This window comes from Donghicola sp. (genome assembly GCF_025210255.1).
Taxonomy (GTDB): domain Bacteria; phylum Pseudomonadota; class Alphaproteobacteria; order Rhodobacterales; family Rhodobacteraceae; genus Donghicola; species Donghicola eburneus.
The window spans coordinates 134,115-155,516 of record NZ_JAOARZ010000026.1 but is presented as its reverse complement, the minus strand read 5'-3'; the positions used below and the strand labels follow the sequence as shown (position 1 = coordinate 155,516).

Below are 21,402 nucleotides of genomic sequence, written 5' to 3'. Positions count from 1 at the left end.
CGATGATTGCTGCACGTGTCAACCGATCATTCGTCGAAAAATTCGATCTGAGTCGCCGTCAGCTCGTACCCAATTTCGGCCAGTTCGGTTGACTGCTGCTTGATCGCCATCGCCCCTTCGACCCAGACAACGTCCCACATGCTGTCGGCGCGCCACGGAGTCTCTGTTGTCACATAGACTACCTGATTGGGCGGCGGCGGCGGTGTGTGCACGCATGCCCCCGCATAAGGAACAAGGATGAAGCCATGAACGCCTTCGGCATCAATTTCGACAGGTAAAATGTAGCCAGGAATACGGATGTCCGTGCCATCCAAGGCAGGGTTCATCTGGTTTGCGTTTTCGTCGAACTCCGGCTTCCACCTATCATTCTCGAAATCGATTACCCCATCGCCGACGATTTCCGAATACGGCGCACCGGGCGCGATCAGATCATCCCAAGTGACCTGTTTTGGCGCGGCACTGAGCGCACTCGTGGACGCAAGAGAAAAGACGAGCGCCCGCATGAAAGTTCGAAGCATGTCAATATCCCCTGTTCGGCAGCGCAGTCTCGGGATTAATCTTATCGCCTTTGACAAAGGCTTGGAACATCTCGCGCTTCACATTTCAGAAAGCCCTTAGACCACAACTAGAATGGTCACGCGACGCGGGCCGGCGGCCGTTCTCGGCGCAACGCGGATTGCTCTGCTCGGTTCAGTCTCTGCAAAGCTTGCTCTAGCGAGGCACCCTCGCGCAAGGCGCGGCGCCAAATTCCGAGGCATGACTTTGGCGACCAAGGCAGTGCAGCCCCCGCCATCCATGCTCGCAATTCTGGGGGTAAGCGGTCATACGCCAGCATCGGATCTGTTGATCGGGAGCGCAGCTTCTGTTGGGTCGCTCCCAGATTTCCTGCTCTTTTGGGCTTCGTGACGGCGGCCATAAGCTCTCCTACATTACGCAAGAAAGTTATGTTATAATATTACCAATTCTTCAAGCCAGAGATAGTCCGACGCGCCCAACGCGCTTAGTCGCAAACAACGCAGCCCATCTCTCTGGTCGGTTTCACTGCGCGGTAACCTTCGCGCAGGACGCGGGTCATGCCGCCCGCAACGTCGATGACGTCACCCTCCACCATCTCTGCGATCTGGCGCGCCGCCTTAGTCGAACGATTTCCAGAACGGCAAATCAGCGTGATCTTTTGCTGCGGCAGTTTACGCGCATTCACAGCTTCAAGAAAGGCTTCTGGTCCCGTGTACGTGACGAGCAGAGCATCACGAACCACGCCCGTTTGCCTCCATTCGTCCGGCGTCCGAATGTCGACGACAAGCAGAACTGGATCATTCTCCAACTCGGCACCCGAAAGCTGCGCAAGACTCACATTCTCGGGCAAGCTTCGCGCGCGCATAGACATCATGGCATAAGTCGCCCCCCCAAGGAAAAGTACGGCGATCAACAACATCTTCGTCATGGCCTGATCCATTTCATCTCAAATTTTGGCATTCGTATTCCATTATTGGAATTTATTCAAGCCTTCAGGCACTCGGACCTTTCCGACACTCTAGTTTTCTGAAATGTCTGGGCCACCAGCAAAGCCGAAAGGACCCAAAAGCCGATGCACCTAACTGCTGCCATACCCAAGGCACCTCCTTTGGCAGGAGCGTTCCGGTTTTTTGCGCTGGACGTCGAGACAGCCAACCGCCAGCGCAGCAGCATATGCCAGATCGGCATCGCGGGTGTCCGCCCTGACAACAGCATCGAGACATGGTCGACCTATATTGATCCGTTGACAGAGGATTGGTCGTGCACGCGCATCCATGGGATCACGGCGCGCACAGTTGTCGAAGCACCAGTCTTCTCTGACATACTGCCGCTACTGAGCGGCATGTTGAACGGATTTACGGTGTATCAACACAGCCACTTCGACAAAGGCGCAGTAAACTCCGCTTGCGGGTTGGCGGGCATTACACCGCCCGATTGGAAGTGGATGGATAGCCTGATTGTGGCGCGACGCGCGTGGCCAGAACTCAGGGGCAATGGCGGGCATGGGCTTGGGAACCTAAAGACTTATCTCGGGCTCAATTTCGAGCACCATGATGCCGAGGAAGACGCCCGCGCCGCCGCCGAAGTCGTCTTGCACGCAGAGCGTCGCCGCGCGGACTAGGCACAAAAAAGCGCCCCCGACAGGATCGGAGGCGCAACGCTTGATGAAATAGCTTAGGCTGCGCGAACGTCGTCTAGCAGCTTGGTAATATGGGCCGGTCCAGTCGGCCGGATGCGCTTGGGATTCAGCGCCTTGATCGAGTAATATCCGCGGGTGATGTGATCCATATTCACGGTATCGATCACTCCGGGCAGGCGCAAAATCCGCTCCATGTAGGCCGACAAGCGCGGGTAGGCTGCGATCTGGCGACGGTTGGTTTTGAACAATCCGTGGTAGGCCGCATCAAACCGGATCAGGGTCACGAACGTCCTCAGGTCAGTCTCGGTCAGGCGATCGCCGAACAGGAAGTCGCCAGTCAGACGCTCCTCGAGCTCGTCCAACATCTCGAACACGCCCTCGTCCGCCTCGGTATAGGCCTCTTGGCTGCTGGCAAAGCCTGCTTTGTAGACGCCGTTGTTCAGCTTGTCGTAGATGCGGGCGTTCAGAGCGTCGATCTCGGCCCCCAGATCCTCGGGGTAGAGGCGCAGGTCCGAGGGGACCATGTGCTCGAAGGCGGTGTCGAACATGCGGACGATGTCGGCGCTCTCGTTATTCACGATCACGTTGCGCTGGGTGTCCCACAAGACTGGCACCGTGGCGCGGCCTGTGTAGTGCGGATCTGCGCGGGTGTAGATCTGGTGAATATACTCCGACCCGAACAGAGGGTCTTCATCCGCGCCATCATATCCGCCAAAGGACCAACCCTGATCGGTCATGGTGGGGTTCACGACTGTGACTGGGATGATATCCTCCAACCCCTTGAGCTTGCGGGCCATCAGCGTCCGCGATGCCCAGGGGCAGATGAAGGCGACATACAGGCGGTAGCGGCCAGCTTCGGCGGGAAACCCACCTTCGCCCGTCAGACCTGCGCTACCATCCGCAGTGATCCAGTTGCGAAAGCCCGAGACCTGACGGACGAAACGGCCCTTTTCATCGGCTTTCTGGACCGGTTGCCAGTCCGCACTCCATTTTCCATCTACAAGCATGTCAGCCTCTGAAATTATGCGTGAAATACAAAGGACCGCATCGACACGGACCCCAGATCAATCGAGTCCGTCATCCATGTCAGTTGGTCACGGGTGTCGGACGCGCCCGCAATGGTCAGCGCGGGCAGGTAATGGTCGACGGTTGGGTGCGCCATCCGCAGCAGGGTGCCCAGACCCTTGCGGTCTGCAAGCGCGTTGAAATCCCGATCCTCCAGCTTTTCGGCAAAGAGTTTGTCGAACGCGATGGCAAAGTCCTGCGGTTTACCGCCCCAATCAAGGGCGCGCAGGTTGTGCACCACGTTGCCGGACCCCAGGATCAGCACACCGCGGTCCCGCAGTTCGGACAGGATTTGCCCGATTTCCAGCTGGTAGGACAGGTCCTGCGTCATATCGATCGAAACCTGAAAGACCGGCACATCTGCGTTGGGGTACAGGAACTTCAGCACGCTCCAGGCGCCGTGGTCCAGACCCCAAGTGTCATCCTCTTGGGCGTGGTGACTGCCGAGCAGAGCGGTCACTTCGCGGGCCAAAGCCGGATCGCCGTGGGCGTTGTATTGCTGATCAAACAGCTCCTGCGGGAAGCCATAGAAATCATGAAGCGTGCGAGGCATGGCCGAGACATCGACCAGCGTGGTCCCTTTGGTCGTCCAGTGGGCGGACACCACAAGGATCGCTTTGGGACGAGGCAGGTTCTTGCCCAGTGCAGTCCAGGCGCGGCTATACTCGGTGTCTTCGATCGCATTCATCGGGCTGCCGTGCCCCAGAAAGACCAGAGGCATCCGGTCCGAAGGGCTCAGTCGGTCGCGCAGGGCGCTCAGTGTTTGGACGGTACTCATGTTCAGTCTCCTGTGGCGGGGCGGATCGCCCTTGGGGCGACCCGTTTTGCATTAGATAATCGATTAGGCGAACTGGCCTAAGGTCCGGTTCAGTGCAGGGATGCGCAGAGCATATGCACCAGCGCCTTTGATCAGGATCACCACCTGAGCCACTGCCCAGAATACGGGGAATTCCCAACCGCCGCCTTCGTTCGAGAAGGTCCAGCCGTTGCCGCTATGGACCCATGCGGCCCCCAGCAGAACGGGGATCAAGGCCAGCGACACAAGGCGTGTTGCAACGCCAAGGATCAGCGCCAGACCACCACCAAGTTCGGCCAGAATGGTCAGATAGGCGACGAATCCTGGCAGGCCGAGGCTTTCGAAGTAGCCGACGGTGCCGGGGATGGTGAAAACGCTGACCTTCATCCAGCCGTGGGCCAGAAACAGCGCGCCGCTGGCAAGGCGCAGGATCAGGGCGGAAATGTCGTTTTGTGCTTGGGGTGTCATTATCTTGTCTCCAAAGTTCGGGACCACTGTGTTGTGGCGTGATCTGTTGTCTGACACCAAACTTAGCGATTGACCGCATTCAACAAAATGGAGACTTTATGGAATGACCTTCCACATTTTGTTCTGAATGTATCATGGATATCGTCGACGAACTGCGCGCCTTTGTGGCAACGGCTCAGACAGGCTCTTTCACCGGCGCGGCCGAGCAGTTGGGCGTTTCGAACCGACTGACCTCGAAATACGTGGCTGAACTTGAAGCGCGGCTTGGCATCCGGCTGTTCCAGCGCACCACGCGCAAAGTCGGCCTGACCCCCGCGGGCGCAGATTTACTGGCCCGCGCCCCTGCCCTGCTAGACGATCTGGACGCGCTGCTGGCAGAGGTATCCGAAGGATCCAAAGGGTTCTCTGGCGTCATCCGCTTGTCCGCACCTGTGACGTTTGGCGAACTCTATGTGGTCGGGATGCTAGAGCGGTTCGGGCGGGAAAACCCTGATCTGATGTTTGATCTGCGTTTGTCCGACCAGTTCTCTGATCTGGCGAGCGAAGGGATCGATCTGGCCTTCCGCTTGGGACGCAGCGCCATGCAATCCATGAAGACGCGCAAGTTGGGCACCTTCAGGTCCACGCTCGTGGCCAGTCCAGCATTTCTGGAGCGTTTCGGCACGCCTCAGCATCCGTCGGACCTGAACCAGCTGCCCTGCATCATCGATACTAACCGCCTGACACCCAAGCGATGGACATTCACCAAAGGCACAGAAACGTTCGAAGCCTCTGTGCAAGGCCGGTTTCAGGTCAATTCTGCGCGGGCGGGAGTCGAACTCGCGCTTCAGGGCGTGGGCATTGCCTATCCGCCGCGCTTTGCCATCGGGTCTGCAATCGAGAGCGGCGGGCTCGTCCCCTTGCTAAAGGACTACGATGTAGAGAGCGGACCAATCAGCGCCGTCTACCTCGAAGGGCGCACCCTGCCCCGCAAGGTGCGCGCGCTAATTGATTTCGCCGTCGAAGACATCAAGAACGCGGGCATTTTATAGCCCGCGTCTGATCACTCAGGCGTCGAGCGACGGATTGACCGGAACAACGATGCGACCGCGCACCTCGCCAGACAGAAACTTTGGAGCAGTCTCGATCACGTCTTCCAAGGCCAATTCCGTGGCAATCGCATCTAGCTTGGACAGATCAAGGTCGCTGACCAGACGATCATAGGCGGCAATGCGCTTGGCTTTGGACGCCATAACGCTGTCCACACCCGCCAAAGTGACCCCACGCAGAATAAACGGCGCGACACTGGTGGGCAGGTCCATGCCCGCCGCCAGACCGCAGGCCGCGACACATCCACCGTACTTCATCGACGCAATGACATTGGCCAGCACGACACTGCCCGCCACATCGACAGCGCCCGCCCAACGCTCTTTGGCCAAGGGGCGAGGCTTGCCGGACAATTCCTCGCGGTCGATGATCGAACTCGCGCCAAGGCTCTTTAGGTAGTCCGCCTCGGAGGCGCGGCCCGTTACGGCTGCGACCTGAAAGCCTTTGGCCGCCAGAAGCATGGTCGCGACACTGCCGACACCACCTGCTGCGCCAGTGACAACGATCTCGCCGCTGTCGGGCGTTACCCCATGCTCTTCCAACGCCAGCACACACAGCATCGCTGTGTAGCCTGCGGTGCCGATCACCATCGCCTGCCGCGCAGTCATGCCTGCGGGCTGCGGGATCAGCCAATCCCCAGAAACACGCGCTTGGCCGGACAGCCCGCCCCAATGCTTCTCGCCAACGCCCCAGCCATTCAGGATGACTTTGTCGCCCACCTTGAAGTCCGCATGGCTGCTGTCTCGCACCACTCCGGCAAAGTCGATGCCCGGCACCATGGGAAAGCTGCGCACCACTGGCGAGGCCCCCGTGATCGCCAGCGCATCTTTGTAGTTCAACGTGGAATAGGCCACGTCGACCAACACGTCCCCCTCGGGCAAGTCAGCGGCGCTGACATCGCGCAGGGTGACGGTTTGTTGGTCCTCGGTTTTATCAATGACAACGGCTTGGGTCATCGGTTCGGCTCCCCCTCTTTGAGCATGGAAAAGAATAGATCGGCGAACAGGCGGATCGGTTCCGGTCCCTGTTCCAGCTTGGCGCGAAGGATCGCGCCCTCCCATCCGATCCAGAAGAATTGCGCCAAGGCGTCTGGGTCAGCCTGCGCTGGCAGGTCTCCAGCACCTTTGGCGTTCGAGAGGCATCGCGCGGTGCGCCTTTGCCAGTCCGCAAACACAGCAACCAACTCGGCGCGAAAGCTCTCGGGTAGCGCGGCCATCTCTTGCCCTAGATTGCCCACCAGACAGCCGCGGCGAAAATCGTGACGGGCCATTCCGTCGGTCGCGCGCTGCACGAACAGGCGCAGACGGTCCAAATGTGGCAGCCTATCATCGCTCAACGCGCCCTCGAGCAGATCGACGAAATAGGCTTGATAGGCGGCGATGAGCGCCAGACCGAACGCCTCTTTGTTTTGGAAGTAGTGATAGAAACTGCCCTTCGGCACACCGGCATGGCGCAGGATTTCATCAATCCCGATGGCTGAATATCCGCGCTCGGTCAAATGCTCGAGCCCGCTACGGATCAGCTGGTTACGAGCCTCTGCATCCGCTGGATCGCGGCGGGGACGCCCTCTGCGACGTGGGGCGGGAGGCATGTTGGAATCGGGTGTCGAAGCGTTCATAAGCCATTAATTAGACCGTTTCGTCTATTAATCAATGCGGAAGTTCTGGAGCACTGATATTGAGCGGAAAGTAGCGGAGACACACGCAATAGCCACTCTCTCTTTGGCTGCAGGGAGCACCGGGATCAATCTGCTGCCACAACCTTGACATGCAGCCTTTAATCTTTCATTTTTGCAAAACTATCATTGCTTATTTTCTATTTCAGGCCCCTTATGACTTTGAAATCTATGCTTTCGAGCACACCCTCCACTACCGGCATGACTATCACGAACAATGTCATTTTGACCCAAGAGGTTGTATTTCTTTTGCCCCTTGGCGAGACCCTTCTGACGGTCACTTCGGACATGCTGTTAGACACACAGGACGCGGGCATAAATGGCCCAGAGGCCCTCTATTTCGTCTACCTGAACGACGCGTATATTCCGATTTATGATGAGGCCACGCTCATTTTCCCTGACGCAATGACGGCCGAACTTTCTGACACCACCACGCCAGCACCGGCTGTTTATCTCTTCGACGGTTCAGGCAGAGATGATCTTCTAACCGGTACCCCAGAGACCGATGATGTTTTCAACTTTTTCGCATTAGACCACATGTACGGCGGCGCGCGCCACGATACCATCAAGGCCCGATCGGGGAACGACTCTCTGTTCGGCGATCAAGGCCGCGATCTGCTCAAGGCGGGGGCCGGTGCTGACGATGTCCACGGCGGCACAGGCATGGATACCTTAATCGGCGCAAAAGGCGCAGACACGCTCAGAGGCAACGCGGGCGCAGATGTTCTGGATGGAGGACGCGGGGCAGACAGGCTCTTTGGAGGGCTGCGCGATGACTATCTGGATGGCGGACTGGGGAACGATACCCTGACTGGCGGCGCGGGCATGGATACTTTTTACTTCGGCAGCGGCCACGACGTGATCACTGATTTCGATTCCGCGGTGGACACACTGATGTACGGGGACAAGTCGATCGGCGGGGCTACTGCGTTCAGTGCAAGTGGCAAACAGATCAATGACGATGTCGTCTACGCTTTGGCAGATGACCCGGACAACAGCTTTACGTTGCTTGATACCGATTTAGAGAGCGTTCGCTGGCAGTACATCACGGACTGAGATGATCGCCAGCAGCGCTATCACCAAATCCACACGCAACTGCCTCAAGCAGTTAGCCCCCAAATCGAACGATTCGAGACATCACAAACCCCGCAGCCACTACGTCGCGGGTTTGTCCGTCACCATAATGCAGTCCAGAAGCAAACTCAGAACCTCGGTACGGTTGCGAACACCTGCCTTGCGGTAAATCGCATTCAGATGGGTCTTGATCGTGCCTTCGGCACTGCCCCTCAGTTCGGCGATCTCTGACGTGCTGAAGCCTTTGATCAGGAAAGTGGCGATGTCCTGCTCGGACGGAGTGAGCCCCCAGTCAGAGAAGCGATCTTCCATGATATCTTGTACCGCAGAGCGCGCGTTGCTCAGGCTCTCTTCCAAGTGGGCTTGCCGCCGCAGCATCGCGAGCAGGAATTTACCCTCGAAGACGATCGCAAAGACTAGACTGAAGGTCGCCAGTGTTTCCACGTATAGATGCAGGTGATAGGCCGCCTCGGTTCCCGCTTCGCGGTAGTCCGCGATCACATCCAAGACAAAGAAGACTGCGCAGAAGATCTGCGCAATCATCAGTCCGAATAGAGCTGCAGCCTTGCTTTGCGACGTTCGCATGGAAAACAGCACGATCAGCCTCCTTTGGCGTCGGGAACGGTTTTGACGCCTGTCATCATGGCCCGCGGTAAGTTCACTTTGGTCCGGCGGGATTCAAAGAGAACAGCGGCAATATGCAACACGACCGAAAATTCGGCCCAAGCAACGGACAACTCGTGAATTTCCTCGGGCCATTCAACGCCCCAGAACATGTCGGTTGTCATCAAATAGCCCGAAGCGCCGATGATCGCCAGCGTTCCCAGCAAGTTATAGATCATCAAGGCGCCAAGTGGCGTGTGGCCAACGTGAATTTTGGTCCGGCCGGTGGCCATATCGGACAATTGCTCGGTCGCGCCCGCAACGCTTGGGGGGAAACTGCTAAACCGCGCGTATTGCGACCCGACAAAGCCCCAGAGCACACGAAAGGCAACAAGGCCAACGACAACATACCCGACATACTGGTGCAGCTTGCTATCGTCATCAAGGATCAGAGCATTCGCCGTGAACGCGATCACAAGGCTCCAATGAAACAGGCGGACCGCTGGGTCCCAGACTTTTATATTCTGCATGAGGTCCTCCTATGGCAGGTGGGTGCGGGGACACATGGCCCCCGCGGCGCCAGATCAGTCTTCTTTGACTTTGACGACCTCGAAGGCGCCGTTCATGAACACCTCGTATTTCATGCCATCCTTGCGGGCGTAGGCTTCGTACAGGCCGTCTTCGAGTTTGATCTTGCCGACCTCGTAGCCTTGCTCGGTCAGCATGCTGCGGATTTTGGCCGTGTTCTCGTCATTCAGGATGACATCAGACGCAAAGGCAGCAGTGGCTACGGTAGAGACAAGAGCGAGGGCGGTCAGGGTTTTCTTGAACATATCGGAGATCCTTTTCGGGCAGGTAAGCAGTGAAGTTGAAACGGCCGTGAAAGGGTGTGTGACGTGCCGTTGGCTTAGACACTGCGCCGCCTGACCTGCCAAATCTATCGCCGCTAAGTTGCACCAGAACGCCCTAAATCTCAGGTTGCAGGGTCATCATCCTGAGGTTTACGTCTGTTTTTAAAAGATTTTCAGCCGGCACACTTGAAAACACTCTGGAAACAACGCTTCTGCAAGACGGGACGAGCACAGCCCAAGGGCGATCAGGAAATCCGGTTGCAGAAGGTCCGATTGCGGGCCACTCTCCAATTAGATCATGAGACATATATGAAGATCCTGCACACCGCCGACATCCACCTCGACTCGCCCCTCAAATCGCTGGCCTTGCGGGACGAATCTCTGCAAGCGCGCGTTCAGGCCGCGACGCGTATGGCGCTGACTCGTATCGTGGACGCAGCGCTGGAACACGAGGTCTCGGCCCTGTTGATCAGCGGCGATCTGTATGACGGGGCCGAGCGCAGCGCCAAGACTGCAGCCTTTCTGTCCGGCCAGATGGAGCGGTTGCAGAAGGCCGAGATCCCTGTCTTCTACATCAAGGGCAATCATGACGCCGAGAACCCGATCACTGGCGAAGTCGCACTGCCCGAAAACGTCCACATCTTTGGCGCCTGCGCGGGCAAAGTGCAGATCGCAGACAGTCCGGTTTGGGTCCACGGTGTCAGCTTTAGCGGGAAACATGCCCCCGAAAGCTTGCTGCCAAAGTTCGCCGCGCCCGTGCCAGATGCCGTGAACATTGCCATGCTTCATACCTCTTTGGCGGGCGCGTCGGGGCACGACCCCTATGCCCCGTGTTCCTTGGCCGAACTTGGCACCATGGGATTTGACTATTGGGCGCTCGGGCACGTGCACAAACGGCAGGTCCACGGCCAAAACCCTTGGGTCGTTATACCCGGCATCCCCCAAGGGCGCGATATTGGCGAGGCGGGTCCGCAGTCCGCAACACTGATCGATATCGACGATGGCAAGGTGTCCATCGACGTCATCCCGACATCAGCTGTGGAATTCGCGTCAGTCTCGGTCGACTGCACTGGATGCACGTCGGACGATGACCTGCGCACACTCCTCCGTCGAAGCCTATCAGAGTTCGCTGACCAGCTTACCTCTGACACCGCCATTCTGCGCGTTACTCTGACCGGTGCCACACCGCGCCACTGGCAAATCCGCCGCGATGCAGAGACTTGGACACAGTCCGTTCAGGACATCGCATTAGAAACGGGAACTGTGTGGGTCGAAAAGGTCAGCCTCGACATCAAAGCCGAGACAAGCGCGCCCGACACATCCGCCACGGGTGAATTGCAGACCCTGATGACCCAGATCGCCCAAGAGGACGGCTTTGCCGCGTCGCTAGAGGGGGAAGTCGAGTCCATGCTGAACGACCTGCCCCCCGCTCTACGACCCGACTTTGCGCCTAATGCCGAGGCGGTGCGCACCCTCGCGCGCGAGCTCACCGAAAAGGGCACCGCCGATATTCTGGCACGGATGAAGGGGGCGGCAGACTGATGCGCCTGCGCAACCTCTCGCTCGATCGTTTTGGCCGGTTCACTGGCAAAAGCTATGACTTCGGCCCCGCCTCAACGTCAGGCGACTTCCACGTGATCTACGGCCCGAACGAAGCCGGAAAAACCACCACGATGGAAGGTTTCCTGCGCCTACTCTACGGCTTCCCGCATCAAGACAGCTACGGCTTTCAGCACCAACGCAAGAACCTGAGCATTTCTGGCACTTTGGAGATTGGTGATCAAACGCGCCATTTCACGCGGCTGCCCCAGCGCGACGGAGCGCTAACGGACGAAAGCGGCGTAGCCCTGCCTGAAAACGCGATGGCGGGCATCCTTGGTGGATTGGATGAGACCGATTATCGCAAACTTCTTTGCCTTGATGATGAGACGATCGAAAAGGGCGGAGAAGAGATTGCTAGCAGCAAGGGCGACATCGGTCGGCTGCTGTTTTCCGCCGCCGCAGGGATTAGCGACCTGACCGCCGTGCTGGACCAAGTCCAGTTCGAAGCGGATGACCTGCACCGCGCCCGCGCCTCTAAAACGCGTTTCGCAATTCTGAAGAAAGAACGCGAGGCGCTCGACAAGCAGATCAAAGAGCTCGACGTTCCTGCGAGTGCCTATCGAAAGCTGAAACAGGCGTTGGAAGCGGCTCAGAGCGAAGAGCAGGATCTGGTTGGGCGACGCGCCAAACTCCGCAGTGCACGGGCCGACGCCGAAACCTTGGCAAGCGCCCTTCCGATGCTTTCAGAGGTCGATAGGCTCTCGGCCGTGCTGGCTCGCACGGATGACTACCCCGAACAACTCGACATTAACCCCGAAGAGCTGGTCGGCCTGATCGAAGAGCAAAGCAAGCATACATCTCGGATCGACACAGCAGAACAGGCTCTGGCCAAAGCTCGCGTCGATCTGGAAGCGATTGAACGCCACCCCGAACATCTCCCTCTGATCGACGCGCTTCAAGCGCTCGAAGAGTTGCGGTCGCGGCATCTAGGGGCTCTGCGCGATCTGGACCGCCGCCGGAGCGAACACGCAGATATCACAGCGGAAATGACGTCCATCGCGCGGCAGTTGGGCGCCACTCCTGATGGGTTGGATGCCCTGTTGATCGACGAAGGCACGATGACCACGATCGAGGGTGCTCGGACCGCTTTGCGCGATGCGCGGCGACACGCCGAGGGGACCACAGGGGACTTGCAAGCGCTCCAAGACCGTCAAAGAGCCCTGCACTCACAGGCCCCGGTAACATCCGATGAAGCGACCGACTGGACCGCATTGCTAGAGCAATATGGGGCGGATCGTTTGCTTACGGCGTATGCAACAGCGCGCCACAGCGTCGCTCAGGCCCAGCGCACGTATTCTGAGAGTCTTGCTGCGTTGACCATTGCGGATCAACAGTTCGACACGACACCGACTGTCCCGATCGCCTCTGACGCCGCCGAAGCGTTGGCTGACCGGGTTCGCGACCTGCGCCATGACTTGTCGGAACTGCAGAAAACCGCCGCGGACCACGACAGCGACATCGCCGCGAAAACTGCAAGAATTGACCAACTGAGGGACGGGGGCGGTGTCATCGGCGACGATGCAGCAAGCGCGTTGAAGCAAGAGCGTGACACCCTGTGGTCCATGCACCTACAGGCTTTGAACGCGCAAAGCGCACAGGATTTCGCAGCCGCGATGCAAGCGGTTGACGATGCTGCAGACAGGCGCCTGAGCCACGCGCGAGATCTGGGGGAATTGCGACAACTAGAGGCCGACCTCGCCGAGGCCAAAGCGCGACGCACTGGAACGGGCAATGCTTTGGCGCAAGCGCAGACAGACCACGATGCCGCGATCGCAGAGGCCGAGACGGTTTGCCAACACGCTGGATTACGAGAGGCCCTAGATCCCGCTTCGCTGCCCAAATGGATCAAAGCGGCAGAAGCTGCCCGCGCAGCTCAGCACTCTTTGGAATTGGTGCGCGCTGAACATGCAAACACTTTGAACCGCGCAGAGACGCTGACTCAAGTTATTGCGCAGGCAGCCGCCTTGATTTCTCCAACCCTAGACGACGCGGTTGACACAGCACGGCGCAAGGCAGCAAGCCAACAGAAAGACCGAGAAGCCAAGCAGAACCACGCTGCGGAAATGCGATCCGTCACGGCTGAGATACGCCACCGCGAGGCGACGGTGAATGCTGCGCAAGACGCCCTCAGCACAGCGGAAGCGCGGTGGCTTGACCTGATCACAAATTCATTCGCAAGTCATATCGCACCAGAGGCGCTGGAAAACGGGTTCAACCTCCTACAGTCGCTGCGCGAGAACGACATCAAGCGTCTGCAGTTGTCTCGCCAAATCAATGGGATGACACAGGATCAGGCGCTCTATCTGGCAAAATTGCAGGACTTAGCGACGCAGCATGCGCTGCCTGAAGAAACAAATGCAGATGCCTTGCACCAGTCTCTTTCAGCTCTTGCAGCCCAAGCCCAAGCAGCCGAGGAGCGCTTTGCACAATTGAGCGAACAAATGCGGCAGCTCGAAGAAAACAAGGCAGCTGCACGGGCCGAGCTCACACAGATTGAGCGCCGCGTCGCAGATCTGGCGGCTATTTTCCCAGCGTCGATTGACACACAGAGTCTCACGGACCTGCGCCGCGCCGTGGCGACCACAGAGAAGGTCTTGGAGCAGCGCGAGGCCCTCTCAAGAAGCAAACACGCGCTGACGGATAAACTCAGTGTAGAGAATCTCGCGCAAGCCCGCGAATGCCTGAAGGGGCACACTACTGAAACATTGGCAGATCAGATTGACCAGCTTGGGCGCGCTATCGATGAAGTGGACACAGCGCTCAGTACGGCGAGCGCAGAGCGCGGGCGAGCCGAACACGCCCTGAAGGCTGTCACGGGCGATAGCGATATTGCGCTTCTGACCGAACAAAAGGCAATAATTGAGCTAGAGATTCAAGAGGTTGCACGCCGCCATCTGGAATTGCGGCTCGGGCATCGTTTGGCCGAAGAAGCCATCCGCCGCTACCGCGACACCCATCGCAGCGGGATGATGCAGGCTGCCGAAGCCACCTTTGCCACCCTCACAAATGGTGCCTATGTACGGCTCGACACGGTGCCATCTGGCCAGTCAGAAACACTGATCGCCTATGACGCTGCAGGGCAGGCAAAACAGGCTAAAGACATGTCCAAGGGCACGCGATTCCAGCTCTATCTGGCGCTGCGCGCTGCGGCCTATGACCAACTAGCGGCCCAAGGCCAGATCCTGCCATTCTTCTGCGATGATATCTTTGAAACCTTTGACGAGGATCGTACGCGATCCGCCTGTCAGGTGATGGCACGTATCGGACAGACCGGACAGGCGATTTACCTGACCCATCACAAGCATGTGGTCGACTTGGCCCAAGAGGTGTGCGGCGGCGCTGTGACAGTTCACACCATTTGACCGACCAAGAAGAAGGGGCGACCGTGGCCGCCCCATTGCCATCAGAAATAGGCGCAGTCGTCGATCAGATCATCGACCAAGATATTGCGCACCGTCAGCGTATCCCCCGTGGAGAAGGTGAAGACGACGTTATTGTCGACCTGTTCGGCGTAGTCTTTTAAGGCGCTTTGCGAATAGTCCCCGATCAGCGTCTGTTCGATCGCCATGCGGTCGATGTCATCCTCGAAATCGACAACAATGTCGTGGTTCGTGCTGTCCTCTCCGGCGACAAAGTAGAAGGTGTCTGCGCCACTGCCGCCGCGCAATTTATCATCGCCCTGCCCGCCGCTAACCAAATCGTCACCATTGCCACCAAAGAGCGTGTCGTCGCCGTCGTTGCCGATCACGCTGTCATTGCCCGCGCCGCCGTAGACCTTGTCATTGTCAGAACCGCCATCGACCACGTCGTTGCCGCCATTGCCATAGATGACATCATCGCCCGACGACCCCAATAGATCATCGTTTCCGCGCTGCCCGTAGACTGTATCATCGTCGCCGCCGCCAATGAGGGTATCGTTGCCGTTGCCCCCTTTGATCAGGTCATCGCCGAAATCGCCATTCACGGTGTCGTCGCCGTTCCCGCCAAAGATCGTATCGTGGCCAGACCCGCCGCCAATGGTGTCGTTACCACCGTTGCCATAAATCAGGTCGTCGCCATTGCCGCCAGTCAGGGAGTCACCGCCAGCTCTGCCGCGAATGATGTCTTCGCCCTCGCCGCCGCCGATGATGTCGGAACCGCCGCCGCCTTTGATCGTGTCGTCGCCAGCTTCTCCGACGATGTAGTCGTCGCCGCTGCGCCCGACGAGGGAGTCATTTTCGCTGCCACCATTCAGAGTGTCATCCCCATCGCCACCGATTAGAGTGTCGGTGCCGTAAGAACCCACAAAGGACACCCCCCAATCGCCGGCCTTCATCTCGTCTGCGTAGATCGTGCCGCGCACTTCGGCGACCTCGCCGAACAGCGTGTCGGTATCGCCGAAGCCGTCGGTGATCGTGCCGTTCGCCAAGTCCACATCAATGCCAGTACGACCGTCGACCTGCGAATAGTCGCGGTAATAGTTCAGTGTCACAAGACCGTTGCCCGCGCGAATGGTGTCGTCGCCATCGGCGCTCCAGATCGTGACTTCGTCTCCGCCGCTTAGCAGAAAGATGTCGCCAAGCGCGGTGCCGTAAATCGTCTCGAACCGCGTGAAGCTATCGGTGTCGCCGTAAGTGTCGGTGGCCGATCCTGTCGAAGTGTTGACATTGACAGCGCCCTCGCCGCCCTCGTCGTAGTAATCCAGCACATCGTTTGTGTCGTCAAACGTCCCGCCATCCAGGACGTCGTTACCCGACCCACCAATGATTGTATCGCTGCCGCCTCGGCCCCGAAGGGTATCCGCGCCAGCATATCCGATCATCGTGTCATCGGTGCTGCCGCCATTGATGCTGTCCGCATCGCCTGTGCCAATGTATGAATCCGTCGCCACGTTCTATCTCGCTTTGAATATGGAATGTCGGGGAAATTTTTGCCTCATTCTAGGCAAGTGCCTGATCCGTGCCAATCAGTCACGAAAAAACATGGTAGGCGACCAAGAAGAGAGAGTCGTAAACCCTGATATCAAAACGGATTCTCTTCGTTGAAATACCGATGCACTAAGGCAGAAATGTTTCACATCAATTAACTGTTTTTATTGAATAAAACCGAAAACCACAATCCGCACTCAAAACCAATTCTTGCAAACGGCTGATACCGGTCAACCGTTGCGCCAGCACCATTAACAATTCCCTAAGCCGTGGCGTGAAAAATATATCGCAAAGGGTGACGGTTATTTCTAAATCCCGAACGGTTGGCGCGATTTTTCCCGCTAGGGCTGTGCGCGACTCAGGAGAATCGGGCTAGTACCAGCCCAGATCATCCAGAATTTGATCGGGGTCCAGATCCCCTAGGATCAGCAAATCCCCCGCTTTGCCCCAGTCGAACAGATAACCTGTTTTCGTCTCCGATATCTCTAGGTTTTTGTGCGCAGCCCGGAGCCCGCGATCCAACATCAACTCATCGAAATTTGGATCAAAGTCCTCGATCCGGTCGTGCCCTCCGACGAAGACAAATGTGTCACGACCTGCGCCGCCGATCAGAGTGTCCCGTCCCTTGCCACCGCTCAGGGTGTCATTGCCTGCGCCCCCATCAAGCGCATCATTCCCACCGCCGCCCTCTAAGACATCTCCACCTTCGGCACCGAGCAGGGTATCGCGCCCTCCACCACCAAGCAGGCGATCAGGATAGGTCCCGCCATCCAGCCAGTCATGTCCCGCACCACCGGACAGCAAGTCTTTGCCGCCTCCGCCAGCCAAATTATCTGACCCGCCATTGCCATAGAGTCTGTCATTGCCCGCGCTGCCTTCCAGCGTATCTGAGCCGGCCCCACCATACAGGCGATCGCGCCCGCCCCCGCCGGAAATTTGGTCCACACCACCGCCGCCTTTGACAAGATCGGCGCCGCCGCCCGCAATGATGGTATCGTTTCCGCCTCCCCCGATCAGCACATCCTTGCCATTCTGGCCGGAAATATGGTCAGAACCGCCGCCAGATCGGATGGTGTCGTTACCGCCACCGCCGTTCACAACATCCGCGTCCGCACCACCAAGGATCCTGTCCCCGCCGCCTCCGCCGTCCAATGTATCTTCGCCTTTGGCGCCAACCAATAGGTCCTTGCCCGCGCCACCGGACAACACATCATCGCCGCCATGACCACGCAAAACGTCATTGTTTGCGCCACCGTTCAACGCGTCATTCCCGCTGCCACCAAGCAATGTATCGTCACCTGCACCGCCGAACAGACGATCATGCCCACCCAACCCGCTCAGCCAGTCATTACCGTCCAAGCCATTCAGCCAGTCGCCAAAATCCTTTCCCTTGATACGGTCGCTTTTGTCTGTTGGCTCGTCGACAGCGTAGAATTCCACCAGCGGCTCGACCCAACTTTGCAGTGTACGAGTTGGGCCTGTCACCAAGCTGGCCATGATCCGAGACCAAGGGATCGACCCGCCATGGGTGCTGTACAAGATCAACGTCTCGGTCCGGTCCAACAAGCTGTAAGAGATTGTCGCACCCGTCTCTGTCACCGTGATGTCTAGTTGATCGGGGTTTCTGTAGAACGCCCAACCAGACAGATCGAGGCGGTCATTCTTCATGTCAAAATCGCGAATTTCGTCTCTGGCGCCGTCCGAAACGAGCGAAAAGACATCCACCCCTCGCCCGCCATACATGGTATCTTCGCCGGCGCCATCGCGCAGGATATCCCCCGAAGAACCAGCTCTCAGACGATCGTTCGCCGAGCTCCCCATAAGAACTGCAGGGGTATCGTCGCCTTCAGCGCTTGCCCCTACTGCATGAATCGTCTGACGATCGAGCGAGTTGGAACTCTGATACTGGCTGATGCCCTGCTCCGAAGCACTGCCTGCGATAACGCCGATCTGCCCATCGTCAGTTCGGTATGCCGACAGCGCCGTCAGACCTGTCAAAGCGCTCTCGAGGGTATCCTCCACTTCCCCCTCGTGCAGGAGAGTGCCATCCGGCAAGAGACGAAAGAAGCTGAGGCCCGCATCCCTACCACCAACGATGACCATAGCTTGATCGCCCACATCGACCACTTCTAGCACCTGCGCAAACGCAAGACGCGATGTATTTGTATCGTTCAGATGATCCGTGACCTGCAAAGTTCCCGTACCGTCCAGCTTGAACACGCTCACCGAATTGCTCTGAGCGCCCGTAGCGATCACAAAACGGGTTCCCCCGACAACTGTCGTCGCGAGCTGCACCAAGCCTGCGATACCAGGATTGTCCTCAGCCACGAGGTTGGACACTGGATTCAAGCTGCCATCAGCTTGAGCTTTGTACACCGCCAGAACCGTATCACCGACGCCGCCCATGATCACCGTTCCCCCGAACGAGGCCAGCGAAGTCGGCGCCAAGCCATCAGGGTGTGTTAAATCGCCGAGCAATTCCAAACCAGAGTCGGACGCGGAATAGACACCTGCACCTGATGCGCCGGACAACGCAACATAGAGAGACCCACTGTTAATCAGGGTCAGGTCTGAAAGATCGGCAGAAACCCCCAAGACGCTGATCGAGGTCGGCGCGGTCAAAGAGAGAGATTGGCTGCCCATCCCCAAGAGCAGGATTTGACCAACACTATTGACCCAGATCTCTGGATCGACACCTGCCATACCGCTGCCAGAAAGCTCGATTTTTTGCAGTAGCGGAACGTCGGCGCTCAAATTCCACGCCGCCAGCCATCCGCCGGGGTTAGGACCCGTCAAGGATATCGTGATAGGTGCGCCGTCCACCAGAACCACTGCGACGTCTCGCAGAGCCTCCAGGACAGTAAAATCGTCGTCATCCGCCTCGTCAAAGGCAGAGCCGACGTGCACGAGGAAGTCCCCCATGACGCACCCAATCTTTCCACATTCCACCACAGATCAGGCTGAGGTGAGTCCGCGGCAACATGGGTGCCGATTTGCGGCAGGAACGTGCAGTTCCCACCGCTTTTCTTTTAAAGCCAGTACGTTAAGGTTACCTGCGACTGGTTAGGCTCAGAAGATAAAGTTATCCGCGTCATTCAGATCAGACAGGCTGGAGCCACGAACCAGAATGTCCACGCCTTCGAACTCCACCAAAACGAACTTCCCACTTTGTTCAAAGCTCAGTTCGTCAAAGGCGATGTCCGCTTCGGTCAGGTCAAACACATCGCTGCCAGTCTTGAAGCCCAGAACCTTGTCGCGGCCGGAGTCCAGATCAAAGACAAAAACGTCATTTCCGCCTTGGCCCTTGAGCTTGTCGTTGCCCGCGCCACCCTCAATGGTATCAGCGCCTGAGCCCCCGAGGATTACATCGCGCCCGTCCAAACCGCTCAGGATGTTGTTGCCCTTATTGCCGATCAGCTTGTCGTTGTAGTCACTGCCCAAGACGCGTTCGACTGAGACCAGCTTGTCGCGATCCCCAAAACCATCAATCGCAAATCCCTTGGCCAGATTGACTGTTACGCCATCTTCGCCGCCATAGCGCGCGTCGCGGTCGTAACGCACTTGGTCAGAGCCATTCCCACCCTTAATGGTGTCATCGCCCTCTAGACCGCGGAAAAAGTTATTTTGTTTGTTCCCGATCAGCGTGTCGTCGAGCGAAGAGCCGCGAACCGCCTCGACTTGTTTGACGGTGTCGCGATCGCCCCAGTTATCGATCGCAAACCCTTTGGCGAGGTTCACTTTCACGCCCTGCGTGACGCCGTCACTTTCATTGTAGCTGACCTGATCGAAGCCCGCGCCGCCGAGAATTTTGTCACGCCCTTGGCCCGGAACCAGATAATCGTCGCCCGCGCCGCTTTTGATCGTGTCATTGCCCGACAGGCCGTAGATTTCGTCATCGCCATCGCCGCTGACGATATAGTCGTATCCGGGGAAGTCTGCGATATAGTCATCCTGCGACACCGCGACTTCGGGCAGATCGAGCAGGCTAAAGGTTGCGCCCTCGGCGAATGTGCCAGAGAATAGATAGTCTTCGAAGTCTACCGAAGACCTCACATTTTCAAGTGCGTCCAGGTCGAAGTTTTCGTTGAAATAAGTACTGTAATCGCCCGCCAGCGGGATCAGGAACACATAGCTTTCGCTTTCGTAATCGCCGTAACGGACAGTCGCGAAATCGATTGTATCGCCGTTTTCCAAAGAAACTGTGGCGAAGGTCGAATACGCCTCGAGCAGCGAATAGATTTCACCGTCGATCACCACATTGTAAAGCTGGCCTTGCTCGATGCTGATCTCTACGAAAGGCCAATCTTCATCTTCGTACGTGTATTCGTAGGACATCTGCAGGTCGTTCGTCCCGACAAAGCCTACCTCGTAAATCTGCGCTTCAGAGATGTCCGTCGGATCAACGCTCTCGTTCTCGAACCAACCGTAAGCCTTCGTTGTAAAAGTCGTCATTCAATGTTCCTGCGTTTTCACTGTGATCGTCTGGGCCGAGCGGGCCCTATTAACCTTCGGTCAGAAAACTATCACAGGGATGTGAAAACGCAGAGTATCGTAAATCTTACTTTTTCGTTGATCTTACTGATTGTGGCAGCTCTGCCACCACTGTTTCTGGTTCAGTGCAAGGCATGCTTCAGTGCACGCAAACTTTCGCCTTCGCCCGGAATGCTGTCTTCTGACAACATCTCGGACAGATAACGCCGTACGGTTTTCAGATCCTCTCGGTATTCATCGAGCATTTCCTTGACCTTATAAAGCTCCACCTTGATTGAGCAGCGGTCTCGCGCCGCGCGGTCGCTCGCTGGCCTTTGCTCTAGCCGATAGAGACCCGTCGTGGTGACCACGACCTTTTCGTCGATGTCCACCTGCACGACTCGACCCGTTATGACGAAATCATCGCAGTGCCCAACATGTTGGCCTGCTGTACCGCAAACTTCGACATGTACGTTCGGCTTGTACACAAAGGTCCAGTTGTGCAGCACACGCGCTTTGGCGGCATCCTGCGATGACACTTCGCGAACAAGCGCAAACGTCGTCAACTCCTGCTGTAAGCGGGAGACAAGTGCGTCTCTGTGCGGAGGGACTGTCATGACTAATACGCCTTGGTCGTTCATTTTATGAAA

At 57.7% G+C, this 21,402-nt stretch carries 20 protein-coding genes; 5 read left to right on the top strand and 15 right to left on the bottom strand.

All coding sequences use genetic code 11. The annotated features are described in order from the left end of the window. Window positions 1-26 precede the first annotated feature (26 nt). From N4A58_RS12885 to N4A58_RS12875, 3 genes are all read right to left on the bottom strand, one after another. A complete protein-coding gene (locus N4A58_RS12885) occupies window positions 27-518 on the bottom strand; it encodes a DUF3299 domain-containing protein (RefSeq protein ID WP_293710202.1) in 492 nt (163 codons plus the stop codon). 116 nt (window positions 519-634) lie between these two features. Further along, window positions 635-916, bottom strand: coding sequence for a DUF6525 family protein (locus N4A58_RS12880; protein WP_092464672.1), 282 nt, complete (start codon window positions 914-916; stop codon window positions 635-637). Between the two features lie 84 nt (window positions 917-1,000). Then, the gene (locus N4A58_RS12875) at window positions 1,001-1,444 is read right to left on the bottom strand and encodes a rhodanese-like domain-containing protein (RefSeq protein WP_293710200.1); all 444 of its coding nucleotides are present in this window, start codon (window positions 1,442-1,444) and stop codon (window positions 1,001-1,003) included. A gap of 144 nt (window positions 1,445-1,588) precedes the next feature. On the opposite strand from N4A58_RS12875, the gene N4A58_RS12870 reads away from it, so the two are divergent. After that, window positions 1,589-2,137: an exonuclease domain-containing protein gene (locus N4A58_RS12870; protein ID WP_293710198.1), complete on the top strand. Its 549-nt coding sequence runs from the start codon at window positions 1,589-1,591 to the stop codon at window positions 2,135-2,137. A 53-nt stretch (window positions 2,138-2,190) separates the two neighbouring features. On the opposite strand, the gene N4A58_RS12865 is transcribed toward N4A58_RS12870, so the two are convergent. From N4A58_RS12865 to N4A58_RS12855, 3 genes are all read right to left on the bottom strand, one after another. Continuing rightward, window positions 2,191-3,162, bottom strand: a complete 972-nt coding sequence (locus N4A58_RS12865) for a glutathione S-transferase family protein (protein WP_293710196.1) — start codon at window positions 3,160-3,162, stop codon at window positions 2,191-2,193. Between the two features lie 14 nt (window positions 3,163-3,176). Further along, window positions 3,177-3,998: a 4,5-DOPA dioxygenase extradiol gene (gene ygiD / locus N4A58_RS12860; RefSeq protein ID WP_293710194.1), complete on the bottom strand. Its 822-nt coding sequence runs from the start codon at window positions 3,996-3,998 to the stop codon at window positions 3,177-3,179. Between the two features lie 63 nt (window positions 3,999-4,061). Next, window positions 4,062-4,484: a DoxX family protein gene (locus N4A58_RS12855; RefSeq protein ID WP_293710192.1), complete on the bottom strand. Its 423-nt coding sequence runs from the start codon at window positions 4,482-4,484 to the stop codon at window positions 4,062-4,064. 134 nt (window positions 4,485-4,618) lie between these two features. Between N4A58_RS12855 and N4A58_RS12850 the strand changes: the two genes are divergently transcribed. Then, on the top strand, window positions 4,619-5,515 hold the full coding sequence (locus N4A58_RS12850) for a LysR family transcriptional regulator (RefSeq protein WP_293710190.1): 897 nt from the start codon (window positions 4,619-4,621) through the stop codon (window positions 5,513-5,515). 15 nt (window positions 5,516-5,530) lie between these two features. On the opposite strand, the gene N4A58_RS12845 is transcribed toward N4A58_RS12850, so the two are convergent. Together N4A58_RS12845 and N4A58_RS12840 are read right to left on the bottom strand one after the other, a co-directional pair. Continuing rightward, window positions 5,531-6,526 (bottom strand): MDR family oxidoreductase, encoded by a 996-nt coding sequence (locus tag N4A58_RS12845; protein WP_293710189.1) that lies wholly within the window; start codon window positions 6,524-6,526, stop codon window positions 5,531-5,533. Continuing rightward, the gene (locus N4A58_RS12840) at window positions 6,523-7,161 is read right to left on the bottom strand and encodes a TetR/AcrR family transcriptional regulator (RefSeq protein WP_293710188.1); all 639 of its coding nucleotides are present in this window, start codon (window positions 7,159-7,161) and stop codon (window positions 6,523-6,525) included. The genes N4A58_RS12845 and N4A58_RS12840 overlap by 4 nt, the downstream gene beginning before the upstream one ends. Window positions 7,162-7,446: 285 nt before the next feature. Between N4A58_RS12840 and N4A58_RS12835 the strand changes: the two genes are divergently transcribed. Further along, a complete protein-coding gene (locus tag N4A58_RS12835) occupies window positions 7,447-8,301 on the top strand; it encodes a calcium-binding protein (RefSeq protein ID WP_293710187.1) in 855 nt (284 codons plus the stop codon). Window positions 8,302-8,400: 99 nt separating this feature from the next. Here the strand turns inward: N4A58_RS12835 and N4A58_RS12830 are convergent, their stop codons facing one another. Genes N4A58_RS12830 through N4A58_RS12820 form a run of 3 tightly spaced genes read right to left on the bottom strand, consistent with a single transcriptional unit; the run spans window position 8,401 to window position 9,755 of the window. Then, on the bottom strand, window positions 8,401-8,916 hold the full coding sequence (locus N4A58_RS12830; RefSeq protein WP_293710185.1) for a helix-turn-helix transcriptional regulator: 516 nt from the start codon (window positions 8,914-8,916) through the stop codon (window positions 8,401-8,403). A gap of 2 nt (window positions 8,917-8,918) precedes the next feature. Further along, on the bottom strand, window positions 8,919-9,452 hold the full coding sequence (locus tag N4A58_RS12825; protein WP_293710183.1) for a cytochrome b/b6 domain-containing protein: 534 nt from the start codon (window positions 9,450-9,452) through the stop codon (window positions 8,919-8,921). Between the two features lie 54 nt (window positions 9,453-9,506). Beyond that, the gene (locus tag N4A58_RS12820; RefSeq protein WP_293710181.1) at window positions 9,507-9,755 is read right to left on the bottom strand and encodes a PepSY domain-containing protein; all 249 of its coding nucleotides are present in this window, start codon (window positions 9,753-9,755) and stop codon (window positions 9,507-9,509) included. Between the two features lie 327 nt (window positions 9,756-10,082). Here N4A58_RS12820 and N4A58_RS12815 point away from each other — a divergent pair, with 327 nt between their 5' ends. Continuing rightward, window positions 10,083-11,315 carry a DNA repair exonuclease gene (locus N4A58_RS12815; protein WP_293710179.1) on the top strand — a complete coding sequence of 411 codons (1,233 nt, stop codon included), beginning with the start codon at window positions 10,083-10,085 and terminating at the stop codon, window positions 11,313-11,315. Continuing rightward, the gene (locus N4A58_RS12810; RefSeq protein ID WP_293710177.1) at window positions 11,315-14,737 is read left to right on the top strand and encodes an AAA family ATPase; all 3,423 of its coding nucleotides are present in this window, start codon (window positions 11,315-11,317) and stop codon (window positions 14,735-14,737) included. Before N4A58_RS12815 ends, N4A58_RS12810 begins: the two co-directional genes overlap by 1 nt. Before the next feature lie 41 nt (window positions 14,738-14,778). On the opposite strand, the gene N4A58_RS12805 is transcribed toward N4A58_RS12810, so the two are convergent. From N4A58_RS12805 to N4A58_RS12790, 4 genes are all read right to left on the bottom strand, one after another. Then, entirely contained in the window at window positions 14,779-16,245 is a 1,467-nt protein-coding gene (locus tag N4A58_RS12805) for a calcium-binding protein (RefSeq protein ID WP_293710175.1), read from the bottom strand. Between the two features lie 409 nt (window positions 16,246-16,654). Continuing rightward, the gene (locus N4A58_RS12800; RefSeq protein ID WP_293710173.1) at window positions 16,655-19,204 is read right to left on the bottom strand and encodes a calcium-binding protein; all 2,550 of its coding nucleotides are present in this window, start codon (window positions 19,202-19,204) and stop codon (window positions 16,655-16,657) included. A gap of 147 nt (window positions 19,205-19,351) precedes the next feature. Next, complete coding sequence (locus N4A58_RS12795; RefSeq protein WP_293710171.1) at window positions 19,352-20,734, bottom strand: calcium-binding protein; 1,383 nt, start codon at window positions 20,732-20,734, stop codon at window positions 19,352-19,354. A 161-nt stretch (window positions 20,735-20,895) separates the two neighbouring features. Beyond that, window positions 20,896-21,369 carry a hypothetical protein gene (locus N4A58_RS12790; RefSeq protein ID WP_293710169.1) on the bottom strand — a complete coding sequence of 158 codons (474 nt, stop codon included), beginning with the start codon at window positions 21,367-21,369 and terminating at the stop codon, window positions 20,896-20,898. Window positions 21,370-21,402: the final 33 nt, after the last annotated feature.